At 60.2% G+C, this 26,717-nt stretch carries 24 protein-coding genes; 11 read left to right on the plus strand and 13 right to left on the minus strand.

Annotated elements, in window-relative coordinates; all coding sequences use genetic code 11:
• Window positions 1-30 precede the first annotated feature (30 nt).
• Window positions 31-636 (plus strand): LysE family translocator, encoded by a 606-nt coding sequence (locus MHM85_RS12280; protein ID WP_153842481.1) that lies wholly within the window; start codon window positions 31-33, stop codon window positions 634-636.
• Here MHM85_RS12280 and MHM85_RS12285 read toward each other — a convergent pair.
• Window positions 633-992 (minus strand): I78 family peptidase inhibitor, encoded by a 360-nt coding sequence (locus MHM85_RS12285; RefSeq protein WP_239286109.1) that lies wholly within the window; start codon window positions 990-992, stop codon window positions 633-635. The two genes, MHM85_RS12280 and MHM85_RS12285, sit on opposite strands and share 4 nt — an antisense overlap.
• Before the next feature lie 121 nt (window positions 993-1,113).
• A complete protein-coding gene (locus MHM85_RS12290) occupies window positions 1,114-1,245 on the minus strand; it encodes an entericidin A/B family lipoprotein (RefSeq protein WP_139526306.1) in 132 nt (43 codons plus the stop codon).
• A 166-nt stretch (window positions 1,246-1,411) separates the two neighbouring features.
• Between MHM85_RS12290 and MHM85_RS12295 the strand changes: the two genes are divergently transcribed.
• Window positions 1,412-1,831, plus strand: coding sequence for an HIT domain-containing protein (locus MHM85_RS12295; protein WP_153842480.1), 420 nt, complete (start codon window positions 1,412-1,414; stop codon window positions 1,829-1,831).
• 2 nt (window positions 1,832-1,833) lie between these two features.
• On the opposite strand, the gene MHM85_RS12300 is transcribed toward MHM85_RS12295, so the two are convergent.
• The 4 genes from MHM85_RS12300 to MHM85_RS12315 are packed head-to-tail and all read right to left on the minus strand — an operon-like array spanning window position 1,834 to window position 4,521.
• Entirely contained in the window at window positions 1,834-2,844 is a 1,011-nt protein-coding gene (locus tag MHM85_RS12300; RefSeq protein ID WP_239286107.1) for a nickel/cobalt transporter, read from the minus strand.
• Between the two features lie 59 nt (window positions 2,845-2,903).
• Entirely contained in the window at window positions 2,904-3,575 is a 672-nt protein-coding gene (locus MHM85_RS12305) for a DUF1007 family protein (protein ID WP_275443487.1), read from the minus strand.
• On the minus strand, window positions 3,575-3,949 hold the full coding sequence (locus MHM85_RS12310; protein ID WP_239286105.1) for a hypothetical protein: 375 nt from the start codon (window positions 3,947-3,949) through the stop codon (window positions 3,575-3,577). The genes MHM85_RS12305 and MHM85_RS12310 overlap by 1 nt, the downstream gene beginning before the upstream one ends.
• On the minus strand, window positions 3,946-4,521 hold the full coding sequence (locus MHM85_RS12315; RefSeq protein WP_239286103.1) for a hypothetical protein: 576 nt from the start codon (window positions 4,519-4,521) through the stop codon (window positions 3,946-3,948). Before MHM85_RS12315 ends, MHM85_RS12310 begins: the two co-directional genes overlap by 4 nt.
• Window positions 4,522-4,637: 116 nt before the next feature.
• Here MHM85_RS12315 and MHM85_RS12320 point away from each other — a divergent pair, with 116 nt between their 5' ends.
• Window positions 4,638-5,771: a glycerate kinase gene (locus MHM85_RS12320; RefSeq protein ID WP_239286101.1), complete on the plus strand. Its 1,134-nt coding sequence runs from the start codon at window positions 4,638-4,640 to the stop codon at window positions 5,769-5,771.
• 161 nt (window positions 5,772-5,932) lie between these two features.
• Entirely contained in the window at window positions 5,933-6,409 is a 477-nt protein-coding gene (locus tag MHM85_RS12325; protein WP_139526300.1) for a Dps family protein, read from the plus strand.
• 106 nt (window positions 6,410-6,515) lie between these two features.
• Here the strand turns inward: MHM85_RS12325 and MHM85_RS12330 are convergent, their stop codons facing one another.
• Both MHM85_RS12330 and MHM85_RS12335 read right to left on the minus strand, forming a co-directional pair.
• Window positions 6,516-7,973 carry an aminoacyl-histidine dipeptidase gene (locus MHM85_RS12330; RefSeq protein WP_153842475.1) on the minus strand — a complete coding sequence of 486 codons (1,458 nt, stop codon included), beginning with the start codon at window positions 7,971-7,973 and terminating at the stop codon, window positions 6,516-6,518.
• A gap of 32 nt (window positions 7,974-8,005) precedes the next feature.
• Window positions 8,006-10,207 carry a GNAT family N-acetyltransferase gene (locus MHM85_RS12335; protein WP_139526298.1) on the minus strand — a complete coding sequence of 734 codons (2,202 nt, stop codon included), beginning with the start codon at window positions 10,205-10,207 and terminating at the stop codon, window positions 8,006-8,008.
• Window positions 10,208-10,538: 331 nt separating this feature from the next.
• Between MHM85_RS12335 and dctP the strand changes: the two genes are divergently transcribed.
• From dctP to MHM85_RS12355, 4 genes are all read left to right on the plus strand, one after another.
• Complete coding sequence (gene dctP, locus MHM85_RS12340; protein WP_139526297.1) at window positions 10,539-11,642, plus strand: TRAP transporter substrate-binding protein DctP; 1,104 nt, start codon at window positions 10,539-10,541, stop codon at window positions 11,640-11,642.
• A gap of 77 nt (window positions 11,643-11,719) precedes the next feature.
• Window positions 11,720-12,223 carry a TRAP transporter small permease subunit gene (locus MHM85_RS12345; protein ID WP_139526296.1) on the plus strand — a complete coding sequence of 168 codons (504 nt, stop codon included), beginning with the start codon at window positions 11,720-11,722 and terminating at the stop codon, window positions 12,221-12,223.
• Window positions 12,220-13,548, plus strand: a complete 1,329-nt coding sequence (locus tag MHM85_RS12350) for a TRAP transporter large permease subunit (protein WP_196781559.1) — start codon at window positions 12,220-12,222, stop codon at window positions 13,546-13,548. The genes MHM85_RS12345 and MHM85_RS12350 overlap by 4 nt, the downstream gene beginning before the upstream one ends.
• 173 nt (window positions 13,549-13,721) lie before the next feature.
• Window positions 13,722-15,422: an iron ABC transporter permease gene (locus MHM85_RS12355; protein WP_153842472.1), complete on the plus strand. Its 1,701-nt coding sequence runs from the start codon at window positions 13,722-13,724 to the stop codon at window positions 15,420-15,422.
• A 25-nt stretch (window positions 15,423-15,447) separates the two neighbouring features.
• On the opposite strand, the gene MHM85_RS12360 is transcribed toward MHM85_RS12355, so the two are convergent.
• On the minus strand, window positions 15,448-16,545 hold the full coding sequence (locus MHM85_RS12360) for an ABC transporter ATP-binding protein (RefSeq protein WP_139526293.1): 1,098 nt from the start codon (window positions 16,543-16,545) through the stop codon (window positions 15,448-15,450).
• A gap of 237 nt (window positions 16,546-16,782) precedes the next feature.
• Between MHM85_RS12360 and MHM85_RS12365 the strand changes: the two genes are divergently transcribed.
• The gene (locus tag MHM85_RS12365) at window positions 16,783-17,808 is read left to right on the plus strand and encodes a Fe(3+) ABC transporter substrate-binding protein (RefSeq protein ID WP_139526292.1); all 1,026 of its coding nucleotides are present in this window, start codon (window positions 16,783-16,785) and stop codon (window positions 17,806-17,808) included.
• Between the two features lie 112 nt (window positions 17,809-17,920).
• On the opposite strand, the gene polA is transcribed toward MHM85_RS12365, so the two are convergent.
• Complete coding sequence (gene polA, locus MHM85_RS12370; protein WP_239286099.1) at window positions 17,921-20,686, minus strand: DNA polymerase I; 2,766 nt, start codon at window positions 20,684-20,686, stop codon at window positions 17,921-17,923.
• A 173-nt stretch (window positions 20,687-20,859) separates the two neighbouring features.
• On the opposite strand from polA, the gene MHM85_RS12375 reads away from it, so the two are divergent.
• Entirely contained in the window at window positions 20,860-21,819 is a 960-nt protein-coding gene (locus tag MHM85_RS12375) for a homoserine kinase (protein WP_153842471.1), read from the plus strand.
• Window positions 21,816-23,738: a biosynthetic arginine decarboxylase gene (gene speA, locus MHM85_RS12380; RefSeq protein ID WP_239286097.1), complete on the plus strand. Its 1,923-nt coding sequence runs from the start codon at window positions 21,816-21,818 to the stop codon at window positions 23,736-23,738. Before MHM85_RS12375 ends, speA begins: the two co-directional genes overlap by 4 nt.
• Before the next feature lie 80 nt (window positions 23,739-23,818).
• Here speA and MHM85_RS12385 read toward each other — a convergent pair whose 3' ends face one another.
• The 3 genes from MHM85_RS12385 to MHM85_RS12395 all read right to left on the minus strand — a co-directional run bounded on the left by MHM85_RS12385 (window position 23,819) and on the right by MHM85_RS12395 (window position 26,716).
• Window positions 23,819-24,484, minus strand: coding sequence for a fumarylacetoacetate hydrolase family protein (locus MHM85_RS12385; protein WP_139526288.1), 666 nt, complete (start codon window positions 24,482-24,484; stop codon window positions 23,819-23,821).
• A 127-nt stretch (window positions 24,485-24,611) separates the two neighbouring features.
• On the minus strand, window positions 24,612-25,595 hold the full coding sequence (gene thpD / locus MHM85_RS12390) for an ectoine hydroxylase (RefSeq protein WP_239286095.1): 984 nt from the start codon (window positions 25,593-25,595) through the stop codon (window positions 24,612-24,614).
• A gap of 317 nt (window positions 25,596-25,912) precedes the next feature.
• Window positions 25,913-26,716: a Crp/Fnr family transcriptional regulator gene (locus MHM85_RS12395; protein ID WP_153842469.1), complete on the minus strand. Its 804-nt coding sequence runs from the start codon at window positions 26,714-26,716 to the stop codon at window positions 25,913-25,915.
• Window position 26,717: the final 1 nt, after the last annotated feature.

Genomic DNA, 26,717 nt, shown 5'->3' on the forward strand with positions numbered 1-26,717 from the left:
CCCAATTCATCAAAATTGTATGGTTACAAAATGAATAGCGAATGGCTCATCCTTGGCCCCGCAGCGCTCTATATGATGTCGATGACGCTCACACCTGGGCCCAATAACATCATGCTCACCGCCTCGGGGGCCAACTTTGGCTTTCGGCGCACCATGCCGCATATGTGGGGCATTTTAGGAGGTTGTTTCTTACTGTTTGCCAGCATTGCGCTGGGGCTAGGCGTGCTGTTCGAACGCTTCCCGGTGGTGCAAACCACGCTGCGCTGGGTAGGGAGTGCGTATTTGCTCTACCTTGCCTGGAAAATCGCCACCGCCCCGCCGCCCAACTTACACGCCAGCCAGCACGGGGTGCCGCTGACGTTTTGGCAGGCAGCCATGTTTCAGTTCGCCAACCCTAAAGCGTGGGTGATGGGGTTGGCGCTGATGGCGGGGTTTCTACCGGAGAGCGGCCAGCCGATCGTCAATGCCCTGGTACTGGCCGGGTTTGCGGAAGTGGTGGCGCTGCCCTGCATTGCGCTGTGGGCCGCATTTGGTAGCGCCATTGGGCAGTGGATCAAAAGCGACCGGGCGTGGCGTGGGTTCAACATCACGATGGGCGTTCTCACCGCCGCCTGCGTATGGCTGATTTTGCGTTAGCCGCAGCGCAGCGCCTCAATCATGTCGTTGCTTTCCAGATGAATATTGAGTCGATCGTCACGGTAATCCATGGTGGCGGCGCTGCCCGGGCGCAGCACCCGCACTTGGTTGGCGCCACTTTGCGCTTCAAGTGTTTCGACGTTGGCTTCATCGAAGGGCGCACCGATGGCGTACTGCACGGCGCTAGCATCGCATGTTGGTCGAGCCGGTGCCGTTTGATCGACCGTTGGCGGTGTCGGCGCGGCCGTTTCACTGGGTGCGCTGCTGCACCCTGCAAGCAGCAGCACGGCCAGCGCGCTGCTCAAGCGTTTCACATGGCCCTTTGCGATCATCATCCCCGTGCTTCCTGGCGTCATGATTGATGTTCCTCGATGAAGTTTGTTCTGACTCACACGTGTCACTGGCTCACTAAGCAGTGCGGGCTAGGCATTGCTGCCTAGCCCGCACGTAAACACGACAAGCCGTTGAGGCCGAGCCTTAGCTTGCGGCGTCTTGAACGGCTTGGCCGCCTTCTTCCACGTCTTGTCCTGCTCCTGCAATGGTGTTGCAGCCCGCGAGTGCGCCTGCCGTCATGAGCAGAATAAAGCTAGTCGCCAGTAATTTTTTCATGGTGTTCTCCTTAACAGGTCATTCGACATCGGGAAGCTCCGGCGGCAGCCTTACCGCCTGGGAGTGTTTTCAGCGTAACAGATTTTAATCATTTCGCCTGTTTTCCCTGACATAATCACTGCCTGCTATGATGCTAGTCCAACCGTTTGGCTTAGGAGCACTCCGCTTGGCAACCTTCGAACTCGATTCACGCTTAGAGGCCGATACCTTTCCCCTCGCTGACCTACCGCTTTGCCGCGCTCTGCTGATGAACGATGCTCGCTACCCTTGGGTGGTGCTCGTGCCCCGCGTGGCCTCGATCAGTGAGGTATTCGAGCTGAGTCAGGCCGAGCAGGCCCAACTTTGGCAGGAGGCGACGCAGCTGGGCGCCGCCATGAAAGAGGGCTTTCAAGGCGACAAGCTCAATATTGCCACGCTAGGCAACGTGGTTAGCCAGCTACATATCCATCTGGTGGTGCGCTATACCGATGACGCCAGCTGGCCCGCGCCCGTGTGGGGCAACGGCACCGCCACGCCTTACGAGCTCGACCAGCAGGGTGAGCGCCGTGAACAGCTTCTGGCGCACATCGAGAGCCTGACGCTTTAAGCTTAGCCCCCCAGCAGAGAGCTGCGCGCGGGTGGCTCGTTGAGTAATGTGCCGCTGGCGGGCTGCGCCGCACCTGCCAGCGCCAAGGAAATACCCAAGGCAATGATCACGACCCCACCAGTGAGCGCCGCCCAGCCCGCCGCTTTCTCGACCCGCTGCTGGCTCTGCTTGTGTAGCCGCTTGGTCGCCCATCCTCTAGCCACGATGCTGGCCAGTGCCAATATCGATACAGTGATACCCGTGCCCAGCGACATTGCCACCACCGATGCAACCCCCACATAAAATTGCCCCAAGAGACTTGCGGCCCCCAGCATCAGAATGGCGCCACTGCAGGGGCGCATACCGATCGCCCCAACGGTCATCAACGCCGTATGCCAATCCAGCGCCTGCGCGGGTTCGACGTGATGAGCCCCGCCACAGCAGTGGGTATGATCGTGGCTGTGGCTGTGATCGTGGCTGTGGTCATGAGAATGCGTATGTTCCATCACGGGCTCATGGCGAGCCGCATAGGCGTGGCGCAGCTGCTGCACCGCCCGCCAACAGAGCCAAGCACCCAATAGCGCTACCAGAAGAAAGCTGGCCTGTTCCACCCAAGCCACACTGCCCATGGCTTGTCGCGTCACCCAGCCTAGCCCGTGTACCAACACCGCCACCATCGCGATAGCCGTGAGGCCCTGCAGTAACGAGGCAGCAAACGAGAGCCCCAGCGCCCGGCGAGTCGCACCGCCATGGGACGCCAAATAGGTCGCCAATACCGCTTTACCATGCCCCGGCCCGGCCGCATGAAAGACGCCGTACGCAAAGCTCACGCCGAGCAGCGTGACCCACGTGGCGGTGGTGGGCGTCCGCGACAGCTCGGTAATCGCCAGGGTCAGACTACGGTGTAGCTCCCGCTGCCACGCCAACAGCTGAAGGCTAACGCTCTGTAAATTCACCTGTATGGCCCATACCAGCAGCGCCACGCCCACTATCGCCACAGCGCCGCTGGTAAGTTGTCGTCGGCTTAACGGCATGCCCCCTCCGCATAAAAGATATAAAGTAACACTTTATACACGACTCGCCCGATGGGCGGCTAGCGACAATCCACGCGGCCCGTTTCCGCAAAGTGGCGGCCTAACCCTGGCTCGCCCTCTTCGTCTACATCCAACAGCGCCGCCTGCATGACCCGCTCAGGGTCGGGATCGGCAGGCAAAACGCTGAGCGCGCAGTCAGGGTCGCCGTTGAGAATCAGCGCCCGAGGAGAGGGCGCGTTATTCTCTTCCTCATGTACCATCTCGATGTAGTACGTGGGGTCGAAGACTTGGTACTCCAGCACCTGCCCGCTGAGCGCTTGGGGAGTCGCCAGCGGCAGGATGAACATAAACGTCAAACGCCCGTCTCGCGCCAGCGCGGTGTACTCGGTGACCTCGCCAAACGTCTGTGGCTCTTCGCCGATCCGCACCTCGGTAAAGTAGTGCTGAGGAGTCAAGTTATCGCGAATCTCACTGCCCAACTGATCCAGCCCCTGCTCCAGGCTCGTGCCTGGTACCTGCTGCAACTCCTCCATGACGACCAAGCTATAAAAGGGGTCCATTCGCCACGTTTGATGAAGCCCGGTGACTGCACCGTCGTCGTTGGTAATGACACGCACGCTCATGTCGATCCAGCCGTGAGGGTGGGCCTGTGCCATCGAACTGACCAACAGGCTGCCCACCAGCAGCGCTTGGCCAGTACGACGCAGCGTGGCAGGTGACCATGCATTCATCACGGCAATTCTCCTAAATTGCGCTGTAACGCCACGAGCCAGGGGTCTAGCACATAAGGCGGTATCGGCTGGCTACCGCGCAGTGCTGACACGCTGACCAGACTCCCCCCTTGAGCTTTGCTTACTTGAAGCTGAACCCGATATCCGGGCCAGCGTGCCAGGCTTGCCTCGGCGCGCCCTAAGGTCAAATCGGCGTGGCGTATCACATAGCCCTGCTCCATCATCAGTGCCACCGCCTCGCGGAAGGCTTGCTCCATTGGGGCGTTGTAGCGCAGCTCTCTGGGTTCTAACGGCTGCGTCGTGGCGCAGCCTGCCAGCCACAACATGGTGCATAGCGTGAGGGCTGCCAATACGGTGGGACGGGACGGTGTCATGATGCCCCCTGAGGCGTGGAGGATGAATAAAAGGCTTCCTGGAAACGGCCACAAAAATCATCGTTACTGGCGCTGTAAGACTCGCGCAGCTCGCCCAGATGGTCGAAACGACGAATGTCACGAGAGATGCGCATGTGGCCATCGCGGGCCAGCAGCGATACCCGTTCCACCTCGACCGGCTGCTGACCAAACGCAGGCCCGAAGGAGCCACCCACGCCAATGCCTACGCTGCGGCCAATGCCCAACCCACCAAACAGGCGGAAGCCGCTGCCGTAGCCATAGTCGTAGTCATAGCGGTCGTAGTAGCCGATTAGCTCGCGCTCCCGCGAAGCGCTGACCAGTCCAAGCTCGGTATCGGTGGTTTCCAACGAAAATCCCCAGGCTTCCAGGACGTCGATGCTTTGCGTCAAAACGTGCAGCGTTTCATCAGGCGCAGGCTGGCCGCTGGGAGGGTCGGTGCGAAAGAAGCACGCCGCCGCTGGCGCAGGCTCTGCTTGGGGCAGACGGTCGGGAACCGTTTGGCAACCTGCCAGTGCCAATAGGCAGGTGATGCTAAGGGGTATGGCCTTCATGAAAAATCCTCTCGCTACCGTCATGGCTGGTGTGTCGCCAAGCAGCGCGCTAAGCTCGCCAACAGACATTAAAAGAACGACAACACGCTGAGACAACGTTTTAAGGAGGTCGTGCGATGAATGTACTGCTTTGCCCTGACAGTTTTAAGGACGCCCTAAGTGCCGACGAGGCCGCCAAGGCCATGGCCAAGGGCATCAAACGGGCAGCTCCCAGTGCCATCACACAGCTTTGCCCCCTGGCCGATGGCGGCGAAGGCAGCCTGGACGCATTGATTGCCACCACGCGCGCCGAACGCCGCACCCTTACCGTCAAGGACGCCCTGGGACGGCCCCGACAAGCCGCCTGGGGCTGGCTCGACGAGCAGCGTACCGCGTTTATCGAGCTGGCAGAAGCCAGCGGCTTACAGCACCTGACCCGCGACGAGCGCAACGCACTGCACACCACCACCTACGGCGTAGGTGAGCTGTTTCGCGCTGCCTTGGAGGCAGGCGCCACGCATGCCCTGTTGCTGCTCGGCGGAAGTGCTACCAACGATGCTGGCGCGGGCATGCTCCAGGCCCTGGGCGCCACGCTGTTGGATGCCCAAGGCCAGCCGTTGCCCCGCGGCGGCGCGGCGCTCCAGCAGCTGGCCACCTTGGATCTGTCGACGCTGGATCCACGCCTCGCCGACTTGCACGTTGAAGCCGCCGTGGATGTGGATAATCCGCTGCTGGGCGAACACGGTGCCAGCGCCGTCTTCGGCCCACAAAAAGGCGCGACGGAAGGCGATGTCGCCATACTCGACCGCGCGCTTGGCCACTTTGCCGACCTGACGGCCAAAGCGCTGGGCCGCGATGAACGAGAGCTCCCAGGGGCTGGGGCGGCAGGCGGCATGGGCTTTGCAGCCCGCTGTTTTCTGAACGCCACGCTGACGCCGGGCATCGAGATGATCATGCAACAGGCGAACGTTGCCCGGTTGATGAATGAGGCCGACGTGGTCATTACCGGTGAAGGCCGCTTGGATGGTCAGAGCCTAGCGGGCAAAACGCCGATTGGCGTCGCCCGCGTCGCTAAACGCCTGGGTAAACCGGTGGTCGTGCTCGCGGGTAGCCTGGGCGATGGCTGGCAGGCGTGTACCGACGAGGGGGTAACCGCCGCCTTTGCCCTCGCCGATGGATTGATGACGTTAGAGCAGGCGCTGCCACGCACTGCGGAGCTGCTGGCAGACCGCTGCGAAAGCATTGCGCGGCTTTGGCTCGCCTGCCGCTAAGCGCCCCTTGAAATCCTGTGATGGTGCCTGCACGTATACCTTATCCGCTATGACGGCGATGCAAAAAATCTGTTTCACCTCGCCGTTGCAGCACTCTAAGCTGAACTCGACACGAAACAGACACACGTTGAAATGCAGCGCCCACCAAGGAGGAGCAGACAATGGACGATACCAATAGCATTGGTTTACACGAAGGCAGCGCCAGCCAGCTCGCCGAGAAACTCAACCACCTGTTGGCCAATTATCAGATTTTTTACATGAACGTTCGTGGCTATCACTGGAACGTGAAAGGCAACGACTTCTTCGAATTGCACGCAAAATTCGAAGAGTTCTACACCGACCTGCTGACCAAGGTCGACGAGGTCGCTGAGCGTATTTTGACCTTGGGCCACAAACCGGTTCACGCGTACAGCGATTACACCAAGCTGTCGCGCATCCAAGAAGACAAAGACGTCCACGATGGCAAGACCTGCGTGCAAGGCGTTCTGGCAGGCTATCAAACGCTGATCGAACTGCAGCGCGAACTGTTGGCGCTAGCGTCCGACGCCGATGACGAGGGCACCGCCGCCCAAGCGGGCGACTACATCCGCGAGCAGGAAAAAACCGTGTGGATGCTCAACGCCTATCTAGGCAAATAAGCGAGGCGATTGGCCGCCATCGATATCGCAGGCGGTCATCACGCTTCATCAAAAACGGCACCTCTAGGGTGCCGTTTTTGATGGTGTTGGGCATGGCGAGAGGACGTTACTTCGCCAGCGCCGCCACCAGATCGCGCAGCATGGCCCAGAACTCCGCCACGGACTCGATCTCCACCCGCTCATCCGGCGAGTGCGCGCCGCGAATCAGCGGGCCGAAGGAAATCATGTCCAAGTGCGGGTATTTGCTGCCCAAAATACCGCACTCTAGCCCCGCATGGATCACTTTCACCTCGGGCTCGTGGCCCATCAGCGCCGCGTGGCGCGCCTTGAAGGTGGCCAGTAGCGGGCTATCCGGGTTGGGTGCCCAGCCGGGGTAGCCGTTTTCGACTTTCACCCGTGCGCCCATGAGCCCAAACAGCGCCTGAAAGCGCTCGGCCATCGCTTGGGCAGCGCTATCGTGCAACGAACGCACCAGGGCACAGAGATGAAAGCGACCGGCTTCGACGCTTAACACACCCAGGTTGTTGGAGGTTTCGACTACGCCTGGCACGTCGGCGCTCATGCGCTCGACGCCGCACGGGGCGGCATGCAGCGCCGCCAGCAGCATCGCGCTGGCATCGAGCGTCAGCGGCTCGGCGTCGGCCTGCTCGGCGCGCTCGGCGGTCAATACCAGGCCGCTATCGCCACTGCCCAGCTCGGCCTTGAGGGTGGCGGCCAGCCTCTCGACGGTGGCCAGGGCGGCCTCCATATCGTCGGCGGGCAGCGCCACCTGCGCAAAGGCTTCACGGGGAATGGCGTTGCGCAGCGTGCCGCCCTGATAGCTCACTAGACGAGCATCGTACTCTTCTAGCGCCCAAAGAACGCGCACCAACAGGCGATTGGCGTTGCCCAGAGGCTGGTGAATGTCCATGCCCGAGTGGCCGCCTTTAAGGCCCGTCAGCGAGAGGGAAAGCAGTCGCTCATCGGCTTGCAGGGCGGTGCAAGGCAGCTGCGCATCGACCACCACATCGGCGCCGCCAGCACAGCCGATATACACCTCGCCACGGTCTTCACTGTCCAAATTGAGCAGCAGCGAGCCTTCCAACCAGTTCTCGGCAAGATTCAGCGCACCGCCCATGGAGGTCTCTTCTTCTAGGGTGAACAGGGCTTCGAGTGGGCCGTGGGTCAGGTCGGGGTCTTCCAGCACGGCCAATATCGCGGCCACGCCCATTCCGTTGTCCGCTCCTAGCGTCGTGCCTTCGGCGTGCAGCCAGCCCTCTTTAACCACGGTGCGAATGGGGTCGCGGGTAAAGTCATGCGCATGCCCCGCATTGGCCTGGGCCACCATATCCAGATGGCCCTGCAGTACGATTCCCGGCGCGCCTTCACAGCCAGGGGTGGCAGGCTTGCGGATACGCAGGTTGCCGAAGGCATCCTGGTCGTGGGCAAGCCCTTGCGCATCCGCCCAGGCTTCCAAGGTAGCGACCAACGCGGCCTCATGACCGGAGGGGCGCGGCGTGTTACACAGAGTACGAAAGTGCTGCCATACAAGGCGTGGCTCGAGCGCTGCTAGATGTGCGTTCATGGAAACTCTTCATTATCGATAACCGACTTACTTTACCGCTCTGGCTCACTGGGGAAAAGCTCGCACGCGGTGATCACCTGTTGCGCCGACTCGCGCAAGCGCTGCACGGCGAGGTTCTGGGTCTTGTCCAGCGGCTGGTTTTGGTAGGCCCAGGCGGCGAGCTGCTGGTGCGCCTGCTGAGCCTCGCCCAGCGGCTGTCGACTGGCTTCCCGCGCTAGCGCCTGGAGCGCGGGTCGGGCCAGCGCAGGGTCGCGACGGGCATAAGCCACGTCATGAATGGCTTGGCGCTCGGCCGTGCCGAGCGGCTGAGCGGGCAGTGCAGCGAGCAGCAGCGCCACGACCGACGCAGGCAATGCGGCCAGCTCGAAGGCCAGCAGGCTAGGCAGTGAAGCGGCAAAGCCGCTCCTCAAGGTGTCCAGCACCGCGTGCCCCTCGGGGTTGAGCGCCCTGGCGACCATCACAGCATACTCGCCGGTGGCGGCTTCGCGGGTCATGCCCAAACGGACAGGTACGAACCCTAGCGCCAGCCAAAAGCGCAGTAGCGACGCTTCCGCCCCGAAGGTGGCGCCATACAGGGACAGCCCTTGCTGGGTGGCGCTATCGATATCCTCTTCCAGGAGCTGTCGCCCCAGCCCTTCTCGGCGGCGCTGGGGATGCGTGGCAATACGCGCCACCCGCCGCCAGCGGGCGATGAGGGCCGCTCGACTGCCACCATGGGCTGCGAGCGACTGCGCCAGCAAATGCCCCTGGGGCCTGCGTTCGCCCCTGGCCACCTGGTCGGCCAGCTCGGCCGCGAAGCCGCCCTCCTCGCGGGTGACCAGAACGGCTTGCGGGTCGTCCCCGTCGCGGCTGGGTATCATGCGTAGTCCCGTGCCGGGGCCATCCAGCAGTTGGCGTAAATCGCTCGGCGTGGTGCGGTAGTGGGACTGCACCAGCAGACCAAACAGCGTTTCTAATCGTGCATCCTGACTCGCGAGCTGCGCTTGGCTGAGCACGACGCTCGCTGGCAACTCGTCTTGTGAAGGAGTTGCGTTAGGTAGCGGCGCATCCAATAAGAGCAAGCGCTGGATGAGCGCCTCCAGCGGGTCTCCGGTCGACCAGCGTATCGGCGTTTGCAGCGTTAGCTCGCGCCAGTGGGGTGCTTGGCGGTCCAGCACATCGCGAAAACGCAGCGCAAAACCGCGCCCAGAACCTTCGTAGCCATGCACCGTGGTGGCGAAGGCAATGCGCGGAAACGCCGACAGCCAGCGCCCCAACAGCGAGGCGGGAATGGCAGCGGCCTCATCGACCAGCAGCGTACTGCCACTGCCCCCCAACGTACCCTGTTCGACGAGCTCCGTTAGGACATCCGGTGGCAAAAAGCGCAACCGACTGCCGTTGGCCAGCGACACCTCGGCGGGGCCGTGGCGCTGCAGCGCCGGGCACAGCGCCGCCACACGGTTGAAGACGCTTTCCACGGCGCTTAGCCGAGGCGCGGTGAGCAGCCACTCGCCACCGTCGCTTTGCTGCAGTAGCCGTGCGCAGGCGATGCCCAGTGCGGCGCTCTTGCCCCGACCTCGGTCGGCAGTCACGACCAGCGGCCGACGCCGTTTGAGCTTGACCAGCGCGCTCACCGCCAAGGCTTGGTCCGCGGAAAGACAGTCCGCGTCTTCACTGGGCTCAGGGGCGCTTGGCCGTTTGCCCAGGATCGGCAACCGCAGTGCCCCTCCCACAGGCCAGCGCACCACCTGATTCGACGCCCTCAGCAAGCGCGCCAAACGCGCCAAATAGTGGGCACTAAAGTGCTCCCAAGGCCAGGGGTAATCGGCAAAGCGAGCGTAGTTGGGATCGGGCTGTCTACCCCAAGCCGAGGGCGTCATCAGCACCAGAAGACCGCCCGCACTCACCGTCCCCGCCAGCGCGCCCAGCGCATCGGGATCCAGCCCTTCGTGGCCACTGGCATCGAGAATCACGAGCTGGTGCTCGGCCCCCAGCCGGGTACGCGCTTTACGGCTAGATAAACTGGCTGAGACAGGGGCCTGTTGGGCATCGCCTACCCACAGTGGCGTCTGCCAGTCGGCGGCCTGCCACAGCGCCAACGCTTGCTGACGGGCCTGCTCCGGCACACCGCTTAACCACACCAGTCCGCGCCAGCCCCGCTGCTTTAAACGGCGGGCATGGCAGATGAGCGTGGCGGCGTCTCTGTCGATGCGTTCGCGGGATAAGGTGGGCTCGGCGTGGCGTGACCCGCTCATAGCGGCTCCTTAGGCAAGAATTCTCTTACAACTTTGGTTGAACAAACCCGGGCTTTTCAACGTTTTCTCACCCCTCAAGACGGGGTAAAGATCGTAGAAGTACCTTTTAAAGCAATGTTTTAACGGCTTTTTCCACATTATCTCTGCGATGGCTGTCGCGTTAACTTCCTTGATTTACTGATATTGCGCTGCAGCGGGTGGAGTGTGCTAGCTTAGCGATGCAGCGCAGCGTTGTTTTACTTTACGTAAACGTCAGCATGCTGCTGTACTTTCCTGCTTTCAGGTCTCCAACACTAATAACGCTAACCGCCAAAGTACCAGGAAACATACAATGAAAAAGACCACAAAATTCGCACTCACCAGCCTTGCCGCTGGCGTCGCCTTCGCCGCCCTCACGTCTACCGCTCAAGCGCAGGAGCAGTGGACCATGACCACCACGTGGCCGGAGAACCTCGACCTGATCAAGATCGATCAGCACTGGGCCGAGCTGGTCAACCAACTGGCGGGCGATGAAGTCCAAATCAATTTCCGCGCAGGCGGCACCTTGATGCCGGGCACCGAGGTATTCGATGCGACCGAAACCGGTGCGATTCAAGCCGCAGGCGACTGGCCCGGCTACTGGGCGGGTCTGAACCCGGCGTTCTCGCCGCTGGCCACCACCACCAGTTTGTTCAACGGTGTCGATTATCTGAACTGGATCCAACAGTGGGGCGGCTTCGAGCTCTACCAAGAGATCTACGGCCAGTACAACATGGTGTACCTGCCCTACGGCATCACCAACAACGAATCGGGTTTCATGGGCCGCACGCCCATCGAGAGCATCGCCGACCTAGAAGGCAAGCGCCTGCGTCTCTCTGGCCGTGACCAGGGCCGCGTACTCGAAGAGCTGGGCGGTTCCCAAGTCACGCTGGCCGGTGGTGAAGTATACCAAGCCATCGAGCGTGGGGTGATCGACGCAGGTGAGTTTTCCACCCCTGGCGTTGACTTCAATGCAGGCTTTGCCGAAGTCGCCGACTACTGGGCGACCCCCGGCTGGCACCAGTCAGCGAGCGTGTTCGGCGTCATGATCAATAAAGACGCGTGGGATGCCCTCTCCGAAGAGACCCAGGCCAAACTGCGTATTGCCGCCGAAGCCACCATGGCGTGGTCACTCTCCTGGTCCGAGCGCGAGTCCACCGAAGCGACTCAGAAGTTCATCGACGCGGGCGTGACCATCAACCAGTTCTCGGAAGAGGATCTGGCGCGCATCCAGGAGATCACCAACGAGGTCATCGTACGCGGCGCCTGTGAGAATCCAGACCATGCCAAGGTCTACCACTCCATGATCACCTACCTGCAAGAGTACGCCGCATGGCGTGATGTGACGGCCCCCTTCAACATGAGCCGTACCATGGACAACCTCCCCTCACTGGAAGAGATCGAAGCCTGCTTATAAGGCACTCACTATAAAAGCGTAACATGGCCGCCCCTCCCCTTGTCGGGGCGGCCTTAGCTCAGTTGCGGAGATCTTCCATGAATGCGATTGCCAAGGCGATCGATGCGATTAACGAGCTGTTTGGCCGCATCATTGCGCCGTTAATTGCCATCATTACTCTTATCGTGCTTTACGACATCGTGTCGCGCTTTTTCTTTGGTCGCCCCAGCGACTGGGCGTTCGATGTGACGAAGATGCTGTTTGGCGCCCACTTCATGCTCATGGCCGCCTACGGGCTGCGCCATCACGCCCACGTGGAAGTCGACGTGGTGAAACGGCTGCTATCCCGTAAAAAGCAGGCCGTGCTGGATCTCATTGGGTATTTGGTCTTTTTCGTCCCGTTCATTTGGCTGCTGCTGACCTACGGCTGGGCCTTTTTCGAGCGCTCCTTCAGCCGTGGCGAAACGACTTACGGCATGGTCTCGATTCCCGTTTACCCGGTGAAAGGGGTCATCGTCGTGGCCGCTGCGCTGATTTTGCTGCAGGCGATTGCCATCGTCCTACGCGCCATCATGCAACTGCGTGAGGAGACATCCGCATGAGTGCAGAACTACTAACGCTGGTGATGTTTGGCGGACTGCTGGTCGGGCTATTCATGGGGCACCCATTGGCGTTCGTACTGGGCGGTATGGCGGTCATCGGCGCGTATCTAGGCCCCGGTATCAATACCCTGGGCATCATCATCAACAACGTCTATGGCAACGCCATGGACAACTACGTGCTGGTCGCCATTCCACTGTTCATTTTGATGGCGCGCTTTCTCAACGACTCCGGCGTCACGGAGAAGATGTTCGACGCCATGCGCCTACTGTTGGCCAACGTACGCGGTGGCCTGGCGCTAACCGTGGTCGTGGTCTCGGTACTGCTGGCCGCCACCACCGGCATCGTCGGGGCGTCCATCGCCGTCATGGGGATGATCGCGCTGGTGCCGATGCTGAAGTATGGCTATAACAAAGAGCTCAGCGCGGGCGTGATCATGGCGAGCGGCTGTCTAGGCATTTTGATTCCGCCCAGCATCATGCTGATTTTGATGGCCAGCTACTCGCCCGTATCGGTGGGCGCGCTGTTTGCAGGAGCGCTGGTGCCCGGCCTGCTGTTGGGGGTGATGTACGCGCTTTACGTGGTGCTGATCTGCTGGCTGAAACCCAGCTACGGCCCCAAAGTGCCGAAAGAGGAGCGCGCCGAGGTCAGCACCAAAGCGCTGCTGATCATGCTGGGTAAATACGTCGTACCGCCGATGTCGCTGATCCTGGGCGTGCTCGGTGCTCTATTTACCGGGATCGCCACCGCGACCGAGGCCTCGGCGATTGGCGTGTTTATCGCCTTCTTGCTGTTCTTGATCTTTGGCGACCGTAAGCTCTCGACTTGCTACAACACGCTGATCGAAGCGGGCAAAACCACCACCATGGTGATGCTGGTACTGGTGGGCGCCACGGCGTTTACCGGCGTGTTCTCCATTGGTGGCGGTATGACGGTGATCAGCGACTTCGTCCTGGCCATGCCGGGTGGCACCTTTGGTGCGCTGCTTCTAATGCTGTTCCTGGTCTTCATTTTGGGTATGTTCCTGGATTGGACCGGCATCGTACTGCTGAGCTTCCCGATCATGCTGCCCATCATCGCCCAAATGGGCGTCGACGTATTGTGGTTCGTGGTGATGGTGGCCGTGGTGCTGCAAACCTCCTTCCTAACCCCGCCATTTGGCTATGCGCTGTTCTATCTAAAAGGAGTGGCGCCGCCTGGGGTCGAGATCGTCGATCTCTATAAAGCGGTGGTGCCGTTCGTCATCATCATCCTTTTGGCGTGTATCTTGATGTCGATCTTCCCCGGCTTGATTACCGGCCTGCCGAGCCTGATGGTCGGTTACTGACCGCGTCATTTTCGGTACCACACATCCCTTCGCGCTGCGGAGGGATTTTTTTTGCCTGTCGATGTGACGGCAGGAATGCTGGCTGCACCCTGTCAGCCCAGGTGATACTATTTGCAGCCGCTATCTTTTCGCATTGACGAGCCACGCTGCCTCTCGTCCTAGGAGTTCACGACGTGTCTACGCCTGCTCGCCGCTCACCCACGGCTCTGCTGTCAGGTTTCGCCTCGCGCTTTACGCTGTCGCTCAGCCCTTGGTCAGTGACGCTGTTCTTGATTGCGCTGATCGTGGCGCTGCCCATCTTAGTCGTACTCGCGCATATCGTGATGCCCACCGAAGGCGTTTGGCAGCACTTGGCCAGTACCGTTTTACCGCGCTATCTTTCCAACACGTTTTGGCTGGTACTGTGGGTCGGGCTAGGCACCTTGGTGATCGGCACCGGCACCGCCTGGCTGGTGGTCATGTGTCGCTTTCCCGGCAAGCGTCTGTTCGAGTGGGCGCTTCTACTGCCGCTGGCCGTGCCGACGTACGTGATCGCCTACGCCTACACCGACTTTCTACAGGTGGCCGGGCCGCTACAAAGCCTGCTGCGGGAGTGGTTCGACTGGCAGGTGGGCGACTACTACTTCCCCAACGTGCGCTCGTTGGGCGGTGCCGCCACGCTAATTACCTTCGTGCTCTACCCCTATGTCTACCTGCTGGCCCGTGCCACCTTTTTAGAACAATCGGTGTGTGTGCTGGATGTGGGACGAACATTGGGGCGAGGCCCCTGGCGGCTGTTTGCCAGCGTGGCGCTGCCGTTGGCGCGCCCGGCGCTGGTAGGCGGCGTCTCGCTGGTCTTGATGGAAACCCTCAATGAGTTCGGCGCGGTCCAGTTCTTTGGCGTGGATACCTTCACCACGGGTATTTACCGCACCTGGTTTGGCCTGGGTGAGCCGATTGCTGCGGCCCAGCTTGCCGCCTGCCTGCTGACCTTCGTGATCGCCTTCGTGCTGCTGGAGCGCTGGTCGCGGGGTAAGCGCCGCTACTTCCACACCACCAACCGCTATCAACAGTTGCCTGAGTACCGGTTGCACGGCTGGCACGCCGTCGGGGCGACGCTGGCCTGCCTGTTACCGATCACCGTTGGCTTCTTGCTGCCCAGCGGCATTCTGTTGGAAATGGCGATCACCACCGGGGACCGGCTGTTCGGTACGCGCTTCATCAGCTTTGCCATGAACAGCCTGAGCCTCGCGACGGTTGCAGCGCTGATTGCCGTGGGGCTAGCGGTGCTGCTGAGCTACGGCGTGCGGCTGCACGACTCCCCCAGCGCGCGGCTGTTTACCCGCATCGCGGCCATGGGCTACGCCATTCCGGGGTCGGTGGTGGCCGTGGGGATTTTGATTCCGTTTGCCTGGCTAGATAATGCCATTAATACCTGGCTGCACACCCATTACGACACCATCATCGGGCTAGTCTTCAGCGGCACGGCGTTCATATTGATTTACGCTTACGTCGTGCGCTTTCTGGCCGTCTCGTTCAACGCGGTCGAGGCAAGCTTGGGCAAGGTCACCCCGAGCATGGACGCCGCCTCACGTACACTGGGACAAACCGCTGGAGGGACGCTACGGCGCATTCATACGCCGCTGATGCGCAGCAGCCTGCTGGCGGCCGGCATTCTGGTGTTCGTGGATGTGATGAAGGAGCTGCCCGCCACGATCATTCTCCGCCCGTTCAACTTCGATACCCTGGCGGTGCGCGCCCATAGCTTGGCGTCCGACGAACGCTTGGCGGAGGCCTCCACGGCCTCGTTAACCATCGTGGTGGTGGGTATTTTGCCGGTGATCCTTCTTAGCTTGGCGATGCGCCGGGCGCGCCCGGGCAGCCAAGCCGAGTAAGCGGACGCCTTACAAAACAAGGCGCTTAACGCGGAAAGATAAACACCTGGGAGTGGTCGAGGTCGATATCGATCGGCTGTCCCTCTTGGGGGAGGAAAACACCCGGCACACGGGCGTGGAGGTGTGCCTCCTGGCCCTTTGCGCCGTGGGCGCAGAGGTGAATCAAACTCGTGCGGCCGAGCAGCTTTGCCATCACCACATGGCTGTGGCTATGAGCGTCGGCCGGCAGATCGCGCTCTTTGATGCGCAGCGCCTCAGGGCGAATCATCACCTGCGCGGCACTGCCTTCGGGCAGCCAGCTTGCGTCCACGGGCCCCACCGGCGTTTGCACGACACCGCCTTTTACCACGCCCTCGAGCTCGTTGACTTCACCGAAAAACGTCACGACGAACGGGTCGACCGGGGCGCAGTACAGCTCCCGCGGCGTGCCCGTCTGCACGATCCTACCATCGCGCATCAGGGCGATGCGGTCGGCCATGAACATCGCCTCTTCCGGGTCGTGGGTAACCAGCAGCGTCGCAGACCCCAGCTTTTTCAACACGTGCAGCGTATCGTCGCGAATCCGATCACGTAGCCGGGCATCCAGGCTAGAGAAGGGCTCATCCAATAACATCAATTTTGGGGTGGGCGCCAGGGCGCGAGCCAGCGCCACCCGCTGCTGCTGGCCACCCGAGAGCATATGGGGGTAAGTCTCGGCGTAATCGGCCATGCCCAGCTGTGCCAATAGCTCCAGCGCTCGGGCGCGGCGCTGGCCAGAGGGCAGATGCTTCAAACCAAAAGTGACGTTTTCCAGCACGCTCAAGTGCGGAAAAAGGGCAGAGTCTTGAAACGCCAGCCCGACATTGCGCTTCTCCGGCGGCACATGACGTCTACCGGGAGCAGCGATGGCCTGCCCTTCTAGACTGACGGTGCCCTCTTGAACCACTTCGAGCCCTGCGGCGATGCGCAGTAGCGTGGTTTTACCGCAGCCAGACGGGCCAAGCAAACAGACCACCTCGCCCTGGGCGATATCGAGATCGATGCCCTTAACGACGTGATTGGCTGCAAACGTATGCTGCACACCGCGCAGCGATAGCGCCGATGCGGGCGCAGCCACCTCAGAAAGGGACACTGTTGCCGTCATTCGTTCACCCATGAGTTGTTCGCAACATAGCGCTGAGCATATGGATATTGCAAACACGGTTGAAAGGTATTTGCATTCTATTTTCTATCAACGAGAGATGCACGTCTTGCGCGGACCCGCCTGACATAAAAAGGGATGCGTGTCATTACCATTTCACTTGACGTGTGTCGAACAAGACGTTTCAATAGCCTACGGCGCTAATGCAACTTATTATCATAAACATTCAGGATGCTATTTATGAAAAAGGCACGTCTCTCGGCTTCCGTTGCCGCCATCATGGCCGGCTCCGCGTTTGCCAGCAGCGCACTCGCTAACGAAGTCAACATCTACTCTGCTCGTCATTACGACTCTGATGAAATTCTCTACCAAGCGTTCACCGACGAAACGGGTATTGAAGTCAACGTGCTGGAAGGCGACGCCAACCAGCTAATGGAGCGTATGCAGCGTGAGGGCGTGGCCAGTCCTGCTGACGTCATGTTGACCGTCGATGCGGGCAACCTGTGGCGTGCCGAGCAAGATGGCCTGTTCCAGAGCGTCGAATCCGAGGTACTCAACGAGCGCCTGCCGGCCTCCATGCGTCATCCGGAAGGCATGTGGTTTGGCTTTAGCCAGCGTGCGCGGGTCATTTTCTACAACCGCGAAAACTTCGACCCGAGCCAGATCGCCACGTACGAAGACCTGGCCGATCCACAGTTCGAAGGCCAAGTGTGCATTCGCTCGTCCAATAACATTTACAACCAGTCTCTGCTGGCGTCGATGATCGAGCACCACGGCGAAGAGGGCGCGCAAGAGTGGGCCCAGGGCGTCGTGAATAACATGGCTCGCGACCCAGAAGGCGGTGACACGGATCAGATTCTCGGCGTTGCCAGCGGTGAGTGTAACCTCGCCGTCGCCAACCACTACTACTACGTGCGTCTGCTGCACTCTGACGATGCCGCCGAGCGTGAAGCCGCACGCAAAGTAGGCGTGATCTTCCCCAACCAGGATGACCGTGGCACCCACGTGAACGTGGGCGGTGCAGGCTTGGTTGCCAACGCTCAAAACCCAGAAAACGGTATTCGCTTCCTGGAGTTCCTGGCCTCCGACGAAGCGCAGGAAGTGCTGGCCGAGCGTAACTACGAGTTCCCGGTGGTCGAGGGCGTGAAGAAAAACCCGGTGCTGGAGTCTTGGGGCGATTTCGCCAAAGACGACATCAACATCAGCATCCTGGGTGAGAACAACCCGGAAGCGGTACGTATCTTCGACCGCGTTAGCTGGCGTTAAGCGCGGCCTGGGCACACGCTTTTGAAGCCGGTGCTTAAGTAACGCACTCAACACAACCCCCACAGCGACCGCTGTGGGGGTTGTGTGTTATTGGCGAGTGCTCTCTCGTTCGTTAGTGAGCTTCATCCCAATTCGCGCCGCTTTGCGCTTCTACAATCAGCGGGACGTTGAGCGATGCCGCCGCCTGCATGCGCGCCTGCACCTGCTCGATAAAGCGATCTACTTGGGCCTCGGCCACTTCGAACACCAGTTCATCGTGTACCTGCATGACCATCAGTGCATCGAACTCTCCCTCCGCTAGCAACGTATCTACGTCGATCATCGCCTGCTTGATGATATCCGCCGCCGTGCCCTGCATGGGCGCGTTGATCGCCGTACGCTCGGCGCCTTGTCGTCGGCTGCGGTTTTGTGAGTGGATCTCTGGCAGGTAAAGCCGCCGTCCCATCACGGTTTCGACGAAGCCATCTTCCGCCGCCTGGGTACGAATACGGTCCATATAGCGGGCCACACCGGGGTAGCGGTCGAAGTAACGGTCGATGTAGGTTTGCGCCTGGTTACGGTCAATGTGCAGCTGGCGAGAGAGCCCCCAGGCACTCATGCCGTAGATCAAGCCAAAGTTGATGGCTTTCGCACTACGCCGCTGGTCGGCGGAGACCTTGTCCAGCGAGGTGCCGAAGACTTCCGCCGCCGTCGCGGTGTGGATATCGCGCCCTTCGGCAAACGCCTCTAGCAGCCCTTTGTCTTCAGATAGATGCGCCATGATGCGCAGCTCGATCTGCGAGTAGTCCGCTGCGACGATGCGGTAGCCAGGGCGCGCCACGAACGCCTGGCGAATCTTGCGCCCCTCCTCGGTGCGGATGGGAATGTTCTGCAGGTTGGGGTCCGACGACGACAGCCGCCCGGTCGCCGTGACCGCCTGGTGATAGCTGGTGTGAACCCGCCCCGTCGTCTTGTTGAGCAGGCGCGGTAGCTTATCGGTGTAGGTGGATTTCAGCTTGGCCAGCCCACGGTGCTGCATGATGACTTTAGGCAGCGGGTAGTCCAGCGCCAGCTCTTCGAGTACCGCTTCCGCCGTGGAGGGCGCGCCTTTGGGCGTTTTCTTGATCACCGGGATTTTCTGCTCGTCGAACAGAATCTGCCCTAACTGCTTGGGCGAGCCCAGATTGAACTCGCGGCCCGCCAGCTCGAAGGCGTCGCTCTCTAACTCACGGATACGCTGTTCGAGCTGCTGACTCTGTTCGTGAAGGCGCTCTGCATCGAGGGCAACGCCATTGCGCTCAATGCGCGACAGCACGTTGATCAGCGGCAGTTCGAGGCGGTCGAGCACCTCGGCCAAACGCCCTTCCCGTTCGACCTGCGGGCGCAACGACTCTTGTAGGCGCAGGGTGATGTCGACGTCCTCGCAGGCGTAAGGCGCCGCCTGCTCCAGGGCGATCTGGTTGAAGGTGAGCTGCTTGGCCCCTTTGCCTGCGATCTCTTCGAAGGAAATGGTTTTCTCACCCAGGTACTTCAACGCCAGCGAGTCCATATCGTGACGCGTGGCGGTGGAGTTGAGCACGTAGGAGGCCAGCATGGTGTCCGCCAGCGGCCCCACGACATGAATGTCCACGTTGGCGAGCACGGAGATATCGTACTTCAGGTTCTGGCCAATCTTGGTCTTGGCAGGATCTTCCAGTAGCGGCTTCAATGCCTGGAGAACCGTGTGGCGGTCCAGCTGGGCCGGGGCGTCCAGATAATCATGAGCCAACGGAATATAGGCGGCCTCGCCTGCCTTCAATGCAATCCCCACGCCGACGATATCGGCATCCATATAGTTCAGGCTGGTGGTTTCCAGATCGAAGCAGAAGCGTTCGGCTTCGTTGAGCCGTTCGAGCCACGCCTCCAGCTCGGCCTGCTCGGTAATCACATGGTCGTGGCGCTCGGTCGGCGCCGTCTCCGTCGCGCTGTCGGCTGCTTCCGAGACGGGCTCGCCGCCTGCCACATCGTCCACGCCTTCGTCGTTACCTTCCAGCAGCTCGGCGAGCCACTGTTTGAACTCCATCTGTTTGTACAGCTCGACCAGCGCTTCGCGGTCCGGGTGGGCAATGTCCAAATCATCCAATCCCACGGGCAAGTCGCAGTCGGTTTTGATGGTGGCCAGCTGATAAGAGAGAAAGGCCTGCTCCCGATGCTCTTCCAGTTTTTTGGGTAACGTTTTCGCGCCACGGAAACCGAGGGTGGTCACGCGTTCTAAATCGCCATAAATCGTGTCCAAACCGCCGCCCATACCTTGCAGCAGACCGATGGCGGTTTTTTCGCCCACCCCAGGCACGCCGGGGATGTTATCCACCTTGTCGCCCATCAGCGCGAGGAAGTCGATGATCAGTGCGGGAGGAAGGCCAAACTTCTCCTCCACGCCCGCTTCATCGAGGGTTTCCTCTTTCATGGTGTTGACCAGCGTGATGTGACCGTTCACCAGTTGGGCCATGTCCTTATCGCCGGTGGAGATCACCGCGTCGCGGCCAGCCTGAGTGGCGTGGTGCGCCAATGTGCCGATCACGTCATCCGCCTCGACCCCTTCGATGCACAGCAGCGGCAGGCCGAGTGCTTTGACACAGGCGTGCAGCGGTTCGATTTGGCTGCGCAGGTCGTCCGGCATGGGCGGACGATGGGCCTTGTAATCGCTGTACAGCTCATCGCGGAAGGTTTTACCCGGCGCGTCGAACACCACCGCCATGGGGCTATCGGGGTAGTCTTTCATCAGCCGTTTGAGCATGTTCAGTACGCCCTTCACGGCCCCGGTCGGCTGACCGTTAGAGGTCGTTAGCGGCGGCAGCGCATGAAACGCGCGGTAGAGGTACGAAGAGCCATCGACGAGCACGATTGGGGCACGGGCCATAACCAAATTCCATAGTCAGCAAAACGGTAAGGATGTCTGCTCTCTATGATACGCGTTCAACGCCGGGCCTGCAGAAAAGAGCCGTAAAACACGAGGCGCATCGCCACACAACGCTGCCAACTCGTGCGGCAAGCCGCTACAATAATGGGCTTAGCAACCTGGGCGAGATCCTCATGGCAGTATTCACCCCGCTTAGCGACGCACAGGTCGCCGCGTTTTTGGAAAAATTCGATGTTGGCAGCTTTGTCGCACTTCAGGGTGTGGCCGGCGGCACGGAGAATTCGACGTTTTTCGTGACCACCGACCGCCGCGAGCTGGTCCTCACCCTGTTCGAACAGGGCGAGCACGAAGAGCTGCCGTTTTTCGTGGAACTGCTCGACTACCTAGACGAGCACCGCCTGCCGGTACCGGGCACCATTCACGACCGTGAGGGCGTTGCCCTACATAGTTTGGCGGGCAAGCCCGCGCTACTGTTCCCGCGCCTACCGGGCAAACACCCCAGCGCCCCCAACTTGGCGCAGTGTCATGCGCTGGGCACTGCTCTTGGTCAACTGCATAAAGTGTCGCAACGGTTTCCTGGGCACCGCCCCAACCCCCGCGACCTGCACTGGCTGCGAGCGGTCCACCATAAGGTGCTCACCTACATTAGCCCCGACGATCAGACGCTGATGAAAAACGAAGTCGACGATGTCGAGAGCGAGTTCCATCAGCACGGCGCGCTGCCCCAGGGGGCGCTGCACGGCGACCTGTTCCGCGACAATACGCTGTACGAAGGCGACAGCCTCGGCGGCATCATCGATTTCTACAACGGCTGCACTGGCGACCTGCTGTTCGATCTCGCCATCGTAATCAACGACTGGGCCTCCAATGAGGATGGCTCGCTGAATGCCGAGCGCTACCATGCGATTTTGAGCGCCTACCAAGCACGTCGTCCGCTTACCGAGACCGAGCGCACCCTGTGGCCAACCATGCTGCGGATGACGGCTCTGCGCTACTGGCTGTCGCGGCTTCTGGTGGTGTATGTCGACCCGCCGGCCCACGACTTGACTCCCCATGACCCCGAACGCTTCCGCGTGATTCTCAAGGCACGCATCGCGTGGGGCGCACTTCCCATTCCAGAGGCATCTTCATGAGTGACATGGCAACGAGCAGTAGCCCCGCCGTGCGTGCCCGCCGCACGTGGAACATGGACCAGTGGGGCAGCGGTTACTTCGACGTCGACGACCACGGCCAGGCCCTGGTGCGCCCACTCGGCAGCGATGCGGAAGGCCCTGCGCTGCCCATCAGCGCGCTGGTCCGCCAGCTGCAAAGCGCCGGGCTGCGCCTGCCGGTACTGGTGCGCTTTAGCGACATTCTCCACGACCGCGTCGAGCAGCTCTGCGGTGCCTTCGATGCCGCCATGCGGGACGTGGACTACCAAGGCGGCTATACCGCCGTTTATCCCATCAAAGTGAACCAGCAGCGCCGCGTCGTGGAGGAGATTTTGGCGACCTCCGAGCGGGGTAACGGCCGCGTCGGCCTGGAAGCCGGAAGCAAGCCGGAGCTGCTGGCAGTGTTGGCGCTGTCGGATGGCGGCTCGTCACTGATCGTGTGCAATGGTTATAAAGACCGCGAGTACGTGCGCCTGGCGCTGCTGGGCGAGAAGCTCGGCCACAAAGTGTACCTAGTGGTCGAGAAACTCTCCGAGCTGGCGCTGATTCTCGAGGAGGCCCGCGAGCTGGACGTGACGCCGCGCATTGGCCTGCGAGCACGCCTGTCCTCGGTGGGTAAAGGGAAGTGGCAGAACACGGGCGGCGAGAAATCGAAGTTCGGTCTCACCGCCAGCCAGATTTTGGAAGTGGTCGACACCCTGCGCGCCGAAGATGCCTTGGCGAGCCTGCAGCTCGTGCACTTCCATCTAGGCTCGCAGATCGCCAACATTCGCGACATTCAGCGCGGCCTGCGCGAATGCGCCCGCTTTTATCAGAATCTAATGAGTCTGGGCGCGCCCATCGACACCGTCGACGTCGGTGGCGGCTTGGGCATCGACTACGAAGGCACCCGCTCGCGCAGCTACTGCTCGGCGAACTACTCCATGCAGGAGTACGCCCGCAACGTGGTCAGCGCGTTCTCCCAGCTCTGCCAGGAGGCTGACCTGCCCCAGCCGCACTTGATCAGCGAATCGGGCCGCTCACTCACCGCCCACCACGCAGTGCTGATCACCAACGTGATCGGCGAAGAGCGTGTCAACGACACGCCGCCAGAGCGGGCAACGCAAGAGCAGGACCCGCAGGTCGAAGAGCTGTGGCGGGTGTTCGACCAGTTGGCCGAGACCCAAGAACCGCGGGTGCTGGTCGAGGCGTGGCACGACCTGTTGCAGGCAGTCAGCGAGCTACACGACCGTTTCGTTCTGGGTCTGAGCAGCATCAACGCCCGCGCCGAGGGCGAACGCCTTTACATGGCCGCCTGCACGCGCCTGCGCGGTAAGCTGGATACGCGCAATCGCGCTCACCGCGAGATCATGGACGAGCTGGCCGAAAAGCTCGCCGACAAGCTATTCGTCAACTTCTCGCTGTTCCAGTCGGTGCCGGACGTATGGGGCATCGAGCAGATCTTCCCCGTGCTGCCTCTCACCGGTTTGGACAAAGCGCCGACTCGCCGTGCGGTGATTCAGGACATCACCTGCGATTCCGATGGGCGTATCGATAGTTACGTGGATGGACAAGGGGTAGAAAGCACTCTGCCGCTACCCGAGTGGGCCAACGATGACGAGCGCTGGCTGGGCTTCTTCCTAGTAGGAGCGTACCAAGAGATTCTCGGAGACCTACATAACTTGTTCGGCGACACCGACTCCGTCGATGCGGCGCTCAGCGCTGACGGCGAGTGGGTGCTCTCTAACCCCCAGGCGGGCGACACAGTGGCCAACGTACTGGCTTACGTCAATTTCGATGCCCGCGTACTGAAACAGAAGCTCACCGAGCAGCTGGTCACGAGCGGTTTCTCTCAGGAGGAGCAGGCGCACTTTGCCGCTAGCCTGACCGAAGGCCTCGAGGGCTACACCTACCTGGAGTAGCCCCTCTGGTTCAATGTGTATAAGAAAGGCCACCGAGACACTCGGTGGCCTTTGCGTTACAAGCGAGCAGGTAGACGACGTTATTCGACGACGCTGGTGGTGATCTCCAAACCGCCAGTGAGCGTCAGACGTAGCGATGCGCCACGCGGCAGCTCGCCCACGCCCGCAGGCGTGCCGGTCAAAATCACATCGCCCGGTTCAAGGGTGAAATGGCGGCTCATTTCTGCCACCAGCGTGGGAATGGCAAAAATCATATCGGCCCCTTCGCCGTGCTGGCGTTCTTCCCCGTCGATTTCCAGGGTAAAGGCCAGCGCGTTCCAGTTAGGCACGCGGCTCAGTGGCAAAAAGGGCGATAGCGGGCAGGCACCATCGAACGCCTTGGCGATCTCCCAAGGGTGGCCTTTCTCTTTCAGCTTGGTTTGCACATCGCGCAGCGTCAGATCCATCGCCAAACCAATGCCCGCAATGGCACGCTCGGCTTCATCCTGAGTGGCGTGGGTCAGACGTTCGCCTACTAGTAGCGCCAGCTCGACTTCGTAGTGTACGTCACCACGTGAAAATGGCGGATCGAGCGGTTTGGTTAAATCTACCACGCTGGTGGCGGGCTTGATGAACAGAAGCGGTTCGCTAGGAACCGGGTTATCCAACTCTTTGGCATGGTCGGCATAGTTGCGGCCGACACAGATGACCTTGCCCAGCGCGTGGGGAAACTCCTGACCATCGGTAAACTGTGGAACAAAACGCATGGCGGGTCTTCTCCTTCTCGTTATGCGTGCCGTATTCGCAACGACAGGCGCATTAGTCTACCCCAGCCATGCCCATGTTCCACAGTATCGACCGCGTATTTCCGAATTGCAGGAGTATCTGGATCGCTTATGCCTCGGGATACCCGCTCTCCTCAGGCCCATGCGCCAAGAATGAAGGACGCTGTTTAGGCGCGGCAAACGGGGCAACGCAGCGGTTATCGGGCCGATTGAACACGAAGAACACGTTGCTGCGCGGATCCGGCGAGAGGTTGGCGTTGGACGCATGCAGCGTGTTGCAATCGAACAACAGCAGCCCGCCAGCTTTCCCTTTAGGGGCATCGATGCCGTATTTATCGACCAAGTGTGTCAACGCCTCTGGGCTCGGCACGCCCACTTCCTGCGCTTTCAACGAGCGCTTGTGGTTGTCTTCCGGCGTTTCTCCCAGGCAAGGCACGAATTCCATATGCGAGCCCGGAATCAACATCAGCGGGCCATTGAACTCGTGGTTGTCGGTCAAAATCAGCGAGGCGCTGACCGCGTGCATGTTAGGCATACCATCTTCAGCGTGCCAGGTCTCGAAGTCCGAGTGCCAATTGAAGCCTTTACCGGCAAAGCCCGGCTTGTAGTTGATACGCGACTGATGCACGTAGGGGTCGTCACCGATGATCTGACGAGCCGCACCGGCCACGCGCTCGTCGCTGGCAAGCGCCCCTAATCGCTCAGAAAGGCGATGCACGGCAAACAGTGAGCGAATCTCATGGCTTTCTGGCTCGGTGATGCTGAACGCCTTATCGCGATAGGCGTCGTTGCTCAGCAGGGCGTTCATCTCTTGGCGCAGCGCCTCCAGCTCTTCGCCATCGATCAAATTGGGAATGAACAAATATCCCTTGCGTTCGAACTCATCGAGCTGAGCCTCACTCAGCGGTCCCGGTAGCGCACGCCCTTTTACGACGCCATCCTGGCGGGGTTGCGTGAGTGATGCAGGCGCTTGGGCCAAGCGTGTGGGATAAGCGTCTACCACCCTAGCATTGCCCGCCGTGGGCACGTCGGCCATCTCGCTATACTGTTTGTGGGCGGTCACATGGTTAAGCGGTGTATTGCTGACTGTCATCTAATCCACTCCTTGTATGATTAAACTTCAGTTAAAACGTGTCTCATTTAGAAACACAGCGCAGTAGATAGGGTAGCTAACCTTTCTGCGCTTGCAACCTAGGATGGCTCCTTTCATAACGTGGGTTATGACATTCACCCCCTCATCTCTGACTATCGCAAAAAACGCCTTAAGAAAAATCTTTATTATTTATCGATATAACTTATAACTTTAACGCCTGATAATAGTGACCTCTTGTTTCGCTCTGATCGATAGACCTAAAAAAACCAGAGAAGCCTTTACAAGCGCCGCTCTGGTTATTCTAGCTCTCGGAAACGCTAACCAAGGCATAAATGGCCATAAATAAAATCGCGATCGAACCCGGTATTTCGCGCCATTTCCTCGGGCTTCAACAGTTTGATACTGCTACGTGTTTTACGGATTAGCTTTTTCTGCTCTAGTGCTGTCATACACCGGCTCACATGCACGCTCGTCATTCCCAGCAGTTCACCCACGACATCTTGAGTGACAGGGAACGAGAACACATTGCCTGTTAGCAATCCTTTAAAATTAAAGCGAGCATACACTTCTAAAAGAAAGTGTGCCACGCGTTCTTCCGAGCGATGATGCGTACAGCTTCTTAATCGCTCGATCGTAATATTGTCATTGACCATGACATAAGAGGTGATGGCCTTTCGTACTTCCTCATTGGTTTTAAGCAACTCGTGCAAGTCATCGACCGATACTTTTTCGAGTTTGCAATTAGTTAAAGAAAGAATCACGATATCATGGCTTTCAAAAAAACTTTCACGCATGCCAATGATATCGCCCGGCATGAAGACATTACATATGTCCTGCCCTCGTGTGCTGGTCGCATGCGAAAGGCTCGCCCACCCCTCCTTGACCACAAAAATGTCGGCGCGACCCTCGCATAGCGAAAACACTTTTTGGTTACGCCGTAGCTCGACGGGTTTTTGTCGAATGTTCGCCAATGCCTCTCGGGCATCGCCCCCCAGTTCACCGTAGAGGCCAAGTACCTCACCCAACCCTATACAAGAACTATCACCACTCAAGCCGCCATGTACACTTTTGCGATTTCTATCTTCCACTTGCTGATACTCTTCTTCAGTAACCTTATCCATC

This window comes from Halomonas sp. McD50-4, assembly GCF_022348135.1.
Classification (GTDB): Bacteria; Pseudomonadota; Gammaproteobacteria; order Pseudomonadales; family Halomonadaceae; genus Vreelandella; species Vreelandella piezotolerans.

Excerpts from the sequence above, each read along its gene's own strand:
- MHM85_RS12280 (WP_153842481.1), top strand. The coding sequence starts at position 31 with ATGAATAGCGAATGGCTCATCCTTGGCCCCGCAGCGCTCTATATGATG.
- MHM85_RS12285 (WP_239286109.1), bottom strand. The coding sequence starts at position 992 with ATGACGCCAGGAAGCACGGGGATGATGATCGCAAAGGGCCATGTGAAA.
- MHM85_RS12290 (WP_139526306.1), bottom strand. The coding sequence starts at position 1,245 with ATGAAAAAATTACTGGCGACTAGCTTTATTCTGCTCATGACGGCAGGC.
- MHM85_RS12300 (WP_239286107.1), bottom strand. The coding sequence starts at position 2,844 with ATGCCGTTAAGCCGACGACAACTTACCAGCGGCGCTGTGGCGATAGTG.
- MHM85_RS12305 (WP_275443487.1), bottom strand. The coding sequence starts at position 3,575 with ATGAATGCATGGTCACCTGCCACGCTGCGTCGTACTGGCCAAGCGCTG.
- MHM85_RS12310 (WP_239286105.1), bottom strand. The coding sequence starts at position 3,949 with ATGACACCGTCCCGTCCCACCGTATTGGCAGCCCTCACGCTATGCACC.
- MHM85_RS12315 (WP_239286103.1), bottom strand. The coding sequence starts at position 4,521 with ATGAAGGCCATACCCCTTAGCATCACCTGCCTATTGGCACTGGCAGGT.
- MHM85_RS12320 (WP_239286101.1), top strand. The coding sequence starts at position 4,638 with ATGAATGTACTGCTTTGCCCTGACAGTTTTAAGGACGCCCTAAGTGCC.
- MHM85_RS12325 (WP_139526300.1), top strand. The coding sequence starts at position 5,933 with ATGGACGATACCAATAGCATTGGTTTACACGAAGGCAGCGCCAGCCAG.
- MHM85_RS12330 (WP_153842475.1), bottom strand. The coding sequence starts at position 7,973 with ATGAACGCACATCTAGCAGCGCTCGAGCCACGCCTTGTATGGCAGCAC.
- MHM85_RS12335 (WP_139526298.1), bottom strand. The coding sequence starts at position 10,207 with ATGAGCGGGTCACGCCACGCCGAGCCCACCTTATCCCGCGAACGCATC.
- dctP (WP_139526297.1), top strand. The coding sequence starts at position 10,539 with ATGAAAAAGACCACAAAATTCGCACTCACCAGCCTTGCCGCTGGCGTC.
- MHM85_RS12345 (WP_139526296.1), top strand. The coding sequence starts at position 11,720 with ATGAATGCGATTGCCAAGGCGATCGATGCGATTAACGAGCTGTTTGGC.
- MHM85_RS12350 (WP_196781559.1), top strand. The coding sequence starts at position 12,220 with ATGAGTGCAGAACTACTAACGCTGGTGATGTTTGGCGGACTGCTGGTC.
- MHM85_RS12360 (WP_139526293.1), bottom strand. The coding sequence starts at position 16,545 with ATGACGGCAACAGTGTCCCTTTCTGAGGTGGCTGCGCCCGCATCGGCG.
- MHM85_RS12365 (WP_139526292.1), top strand. The coding sequence starts at position 16,783 with ATGAAAAAGGCACGTCTCTCGGCTTCCGTTGCCGCCATCATGGCCGGC.
- polA (WP_239286099.1), bottom strand. The coding sequence starts at position 20,686 with ATGGCCCGTGCCCCAATCGTGCTCGTCGATGGCTCTTCGTACCTCTAC.
- MHM85_RS12375 (WP_153842471.1), top strand. The coding sequence starts at position 20,860 with ATGGCAGTATTCACCCCGCTTAGCGACGCACAGGTCGCCGCGTTTTTG.
- speA (WP_239286097.1), top strand. The coding sequence starts at position 21,816 with ATGAGTGACATGGCAACGAGCAGTAGCCCCGCCGTGCGTGCCCGCCGC.
- MHM85_RS12385 (WP_139526288.1), bottom strand. The coding sequence starts at position 24,484 with ATGCGTTTTGTTCCACAGTTTACCGATGGTCAGGAGTTTCCCCACGCG.
- thpD (WP_239286095.1), bottom strand. The coding sequence starts at position 25,595 with ATGACAGTCAGCAATACACCGCTTAACCATGTGACCGCCCACAAACAG.
- MHM85_RS12395 (WP_153842469.1), bottom strand. The coding sequence starts at position 26,716 with ATGGATAAGGTTACTGAAGAAGAGTATCAGCAAGTGGAAGATAGAAAT.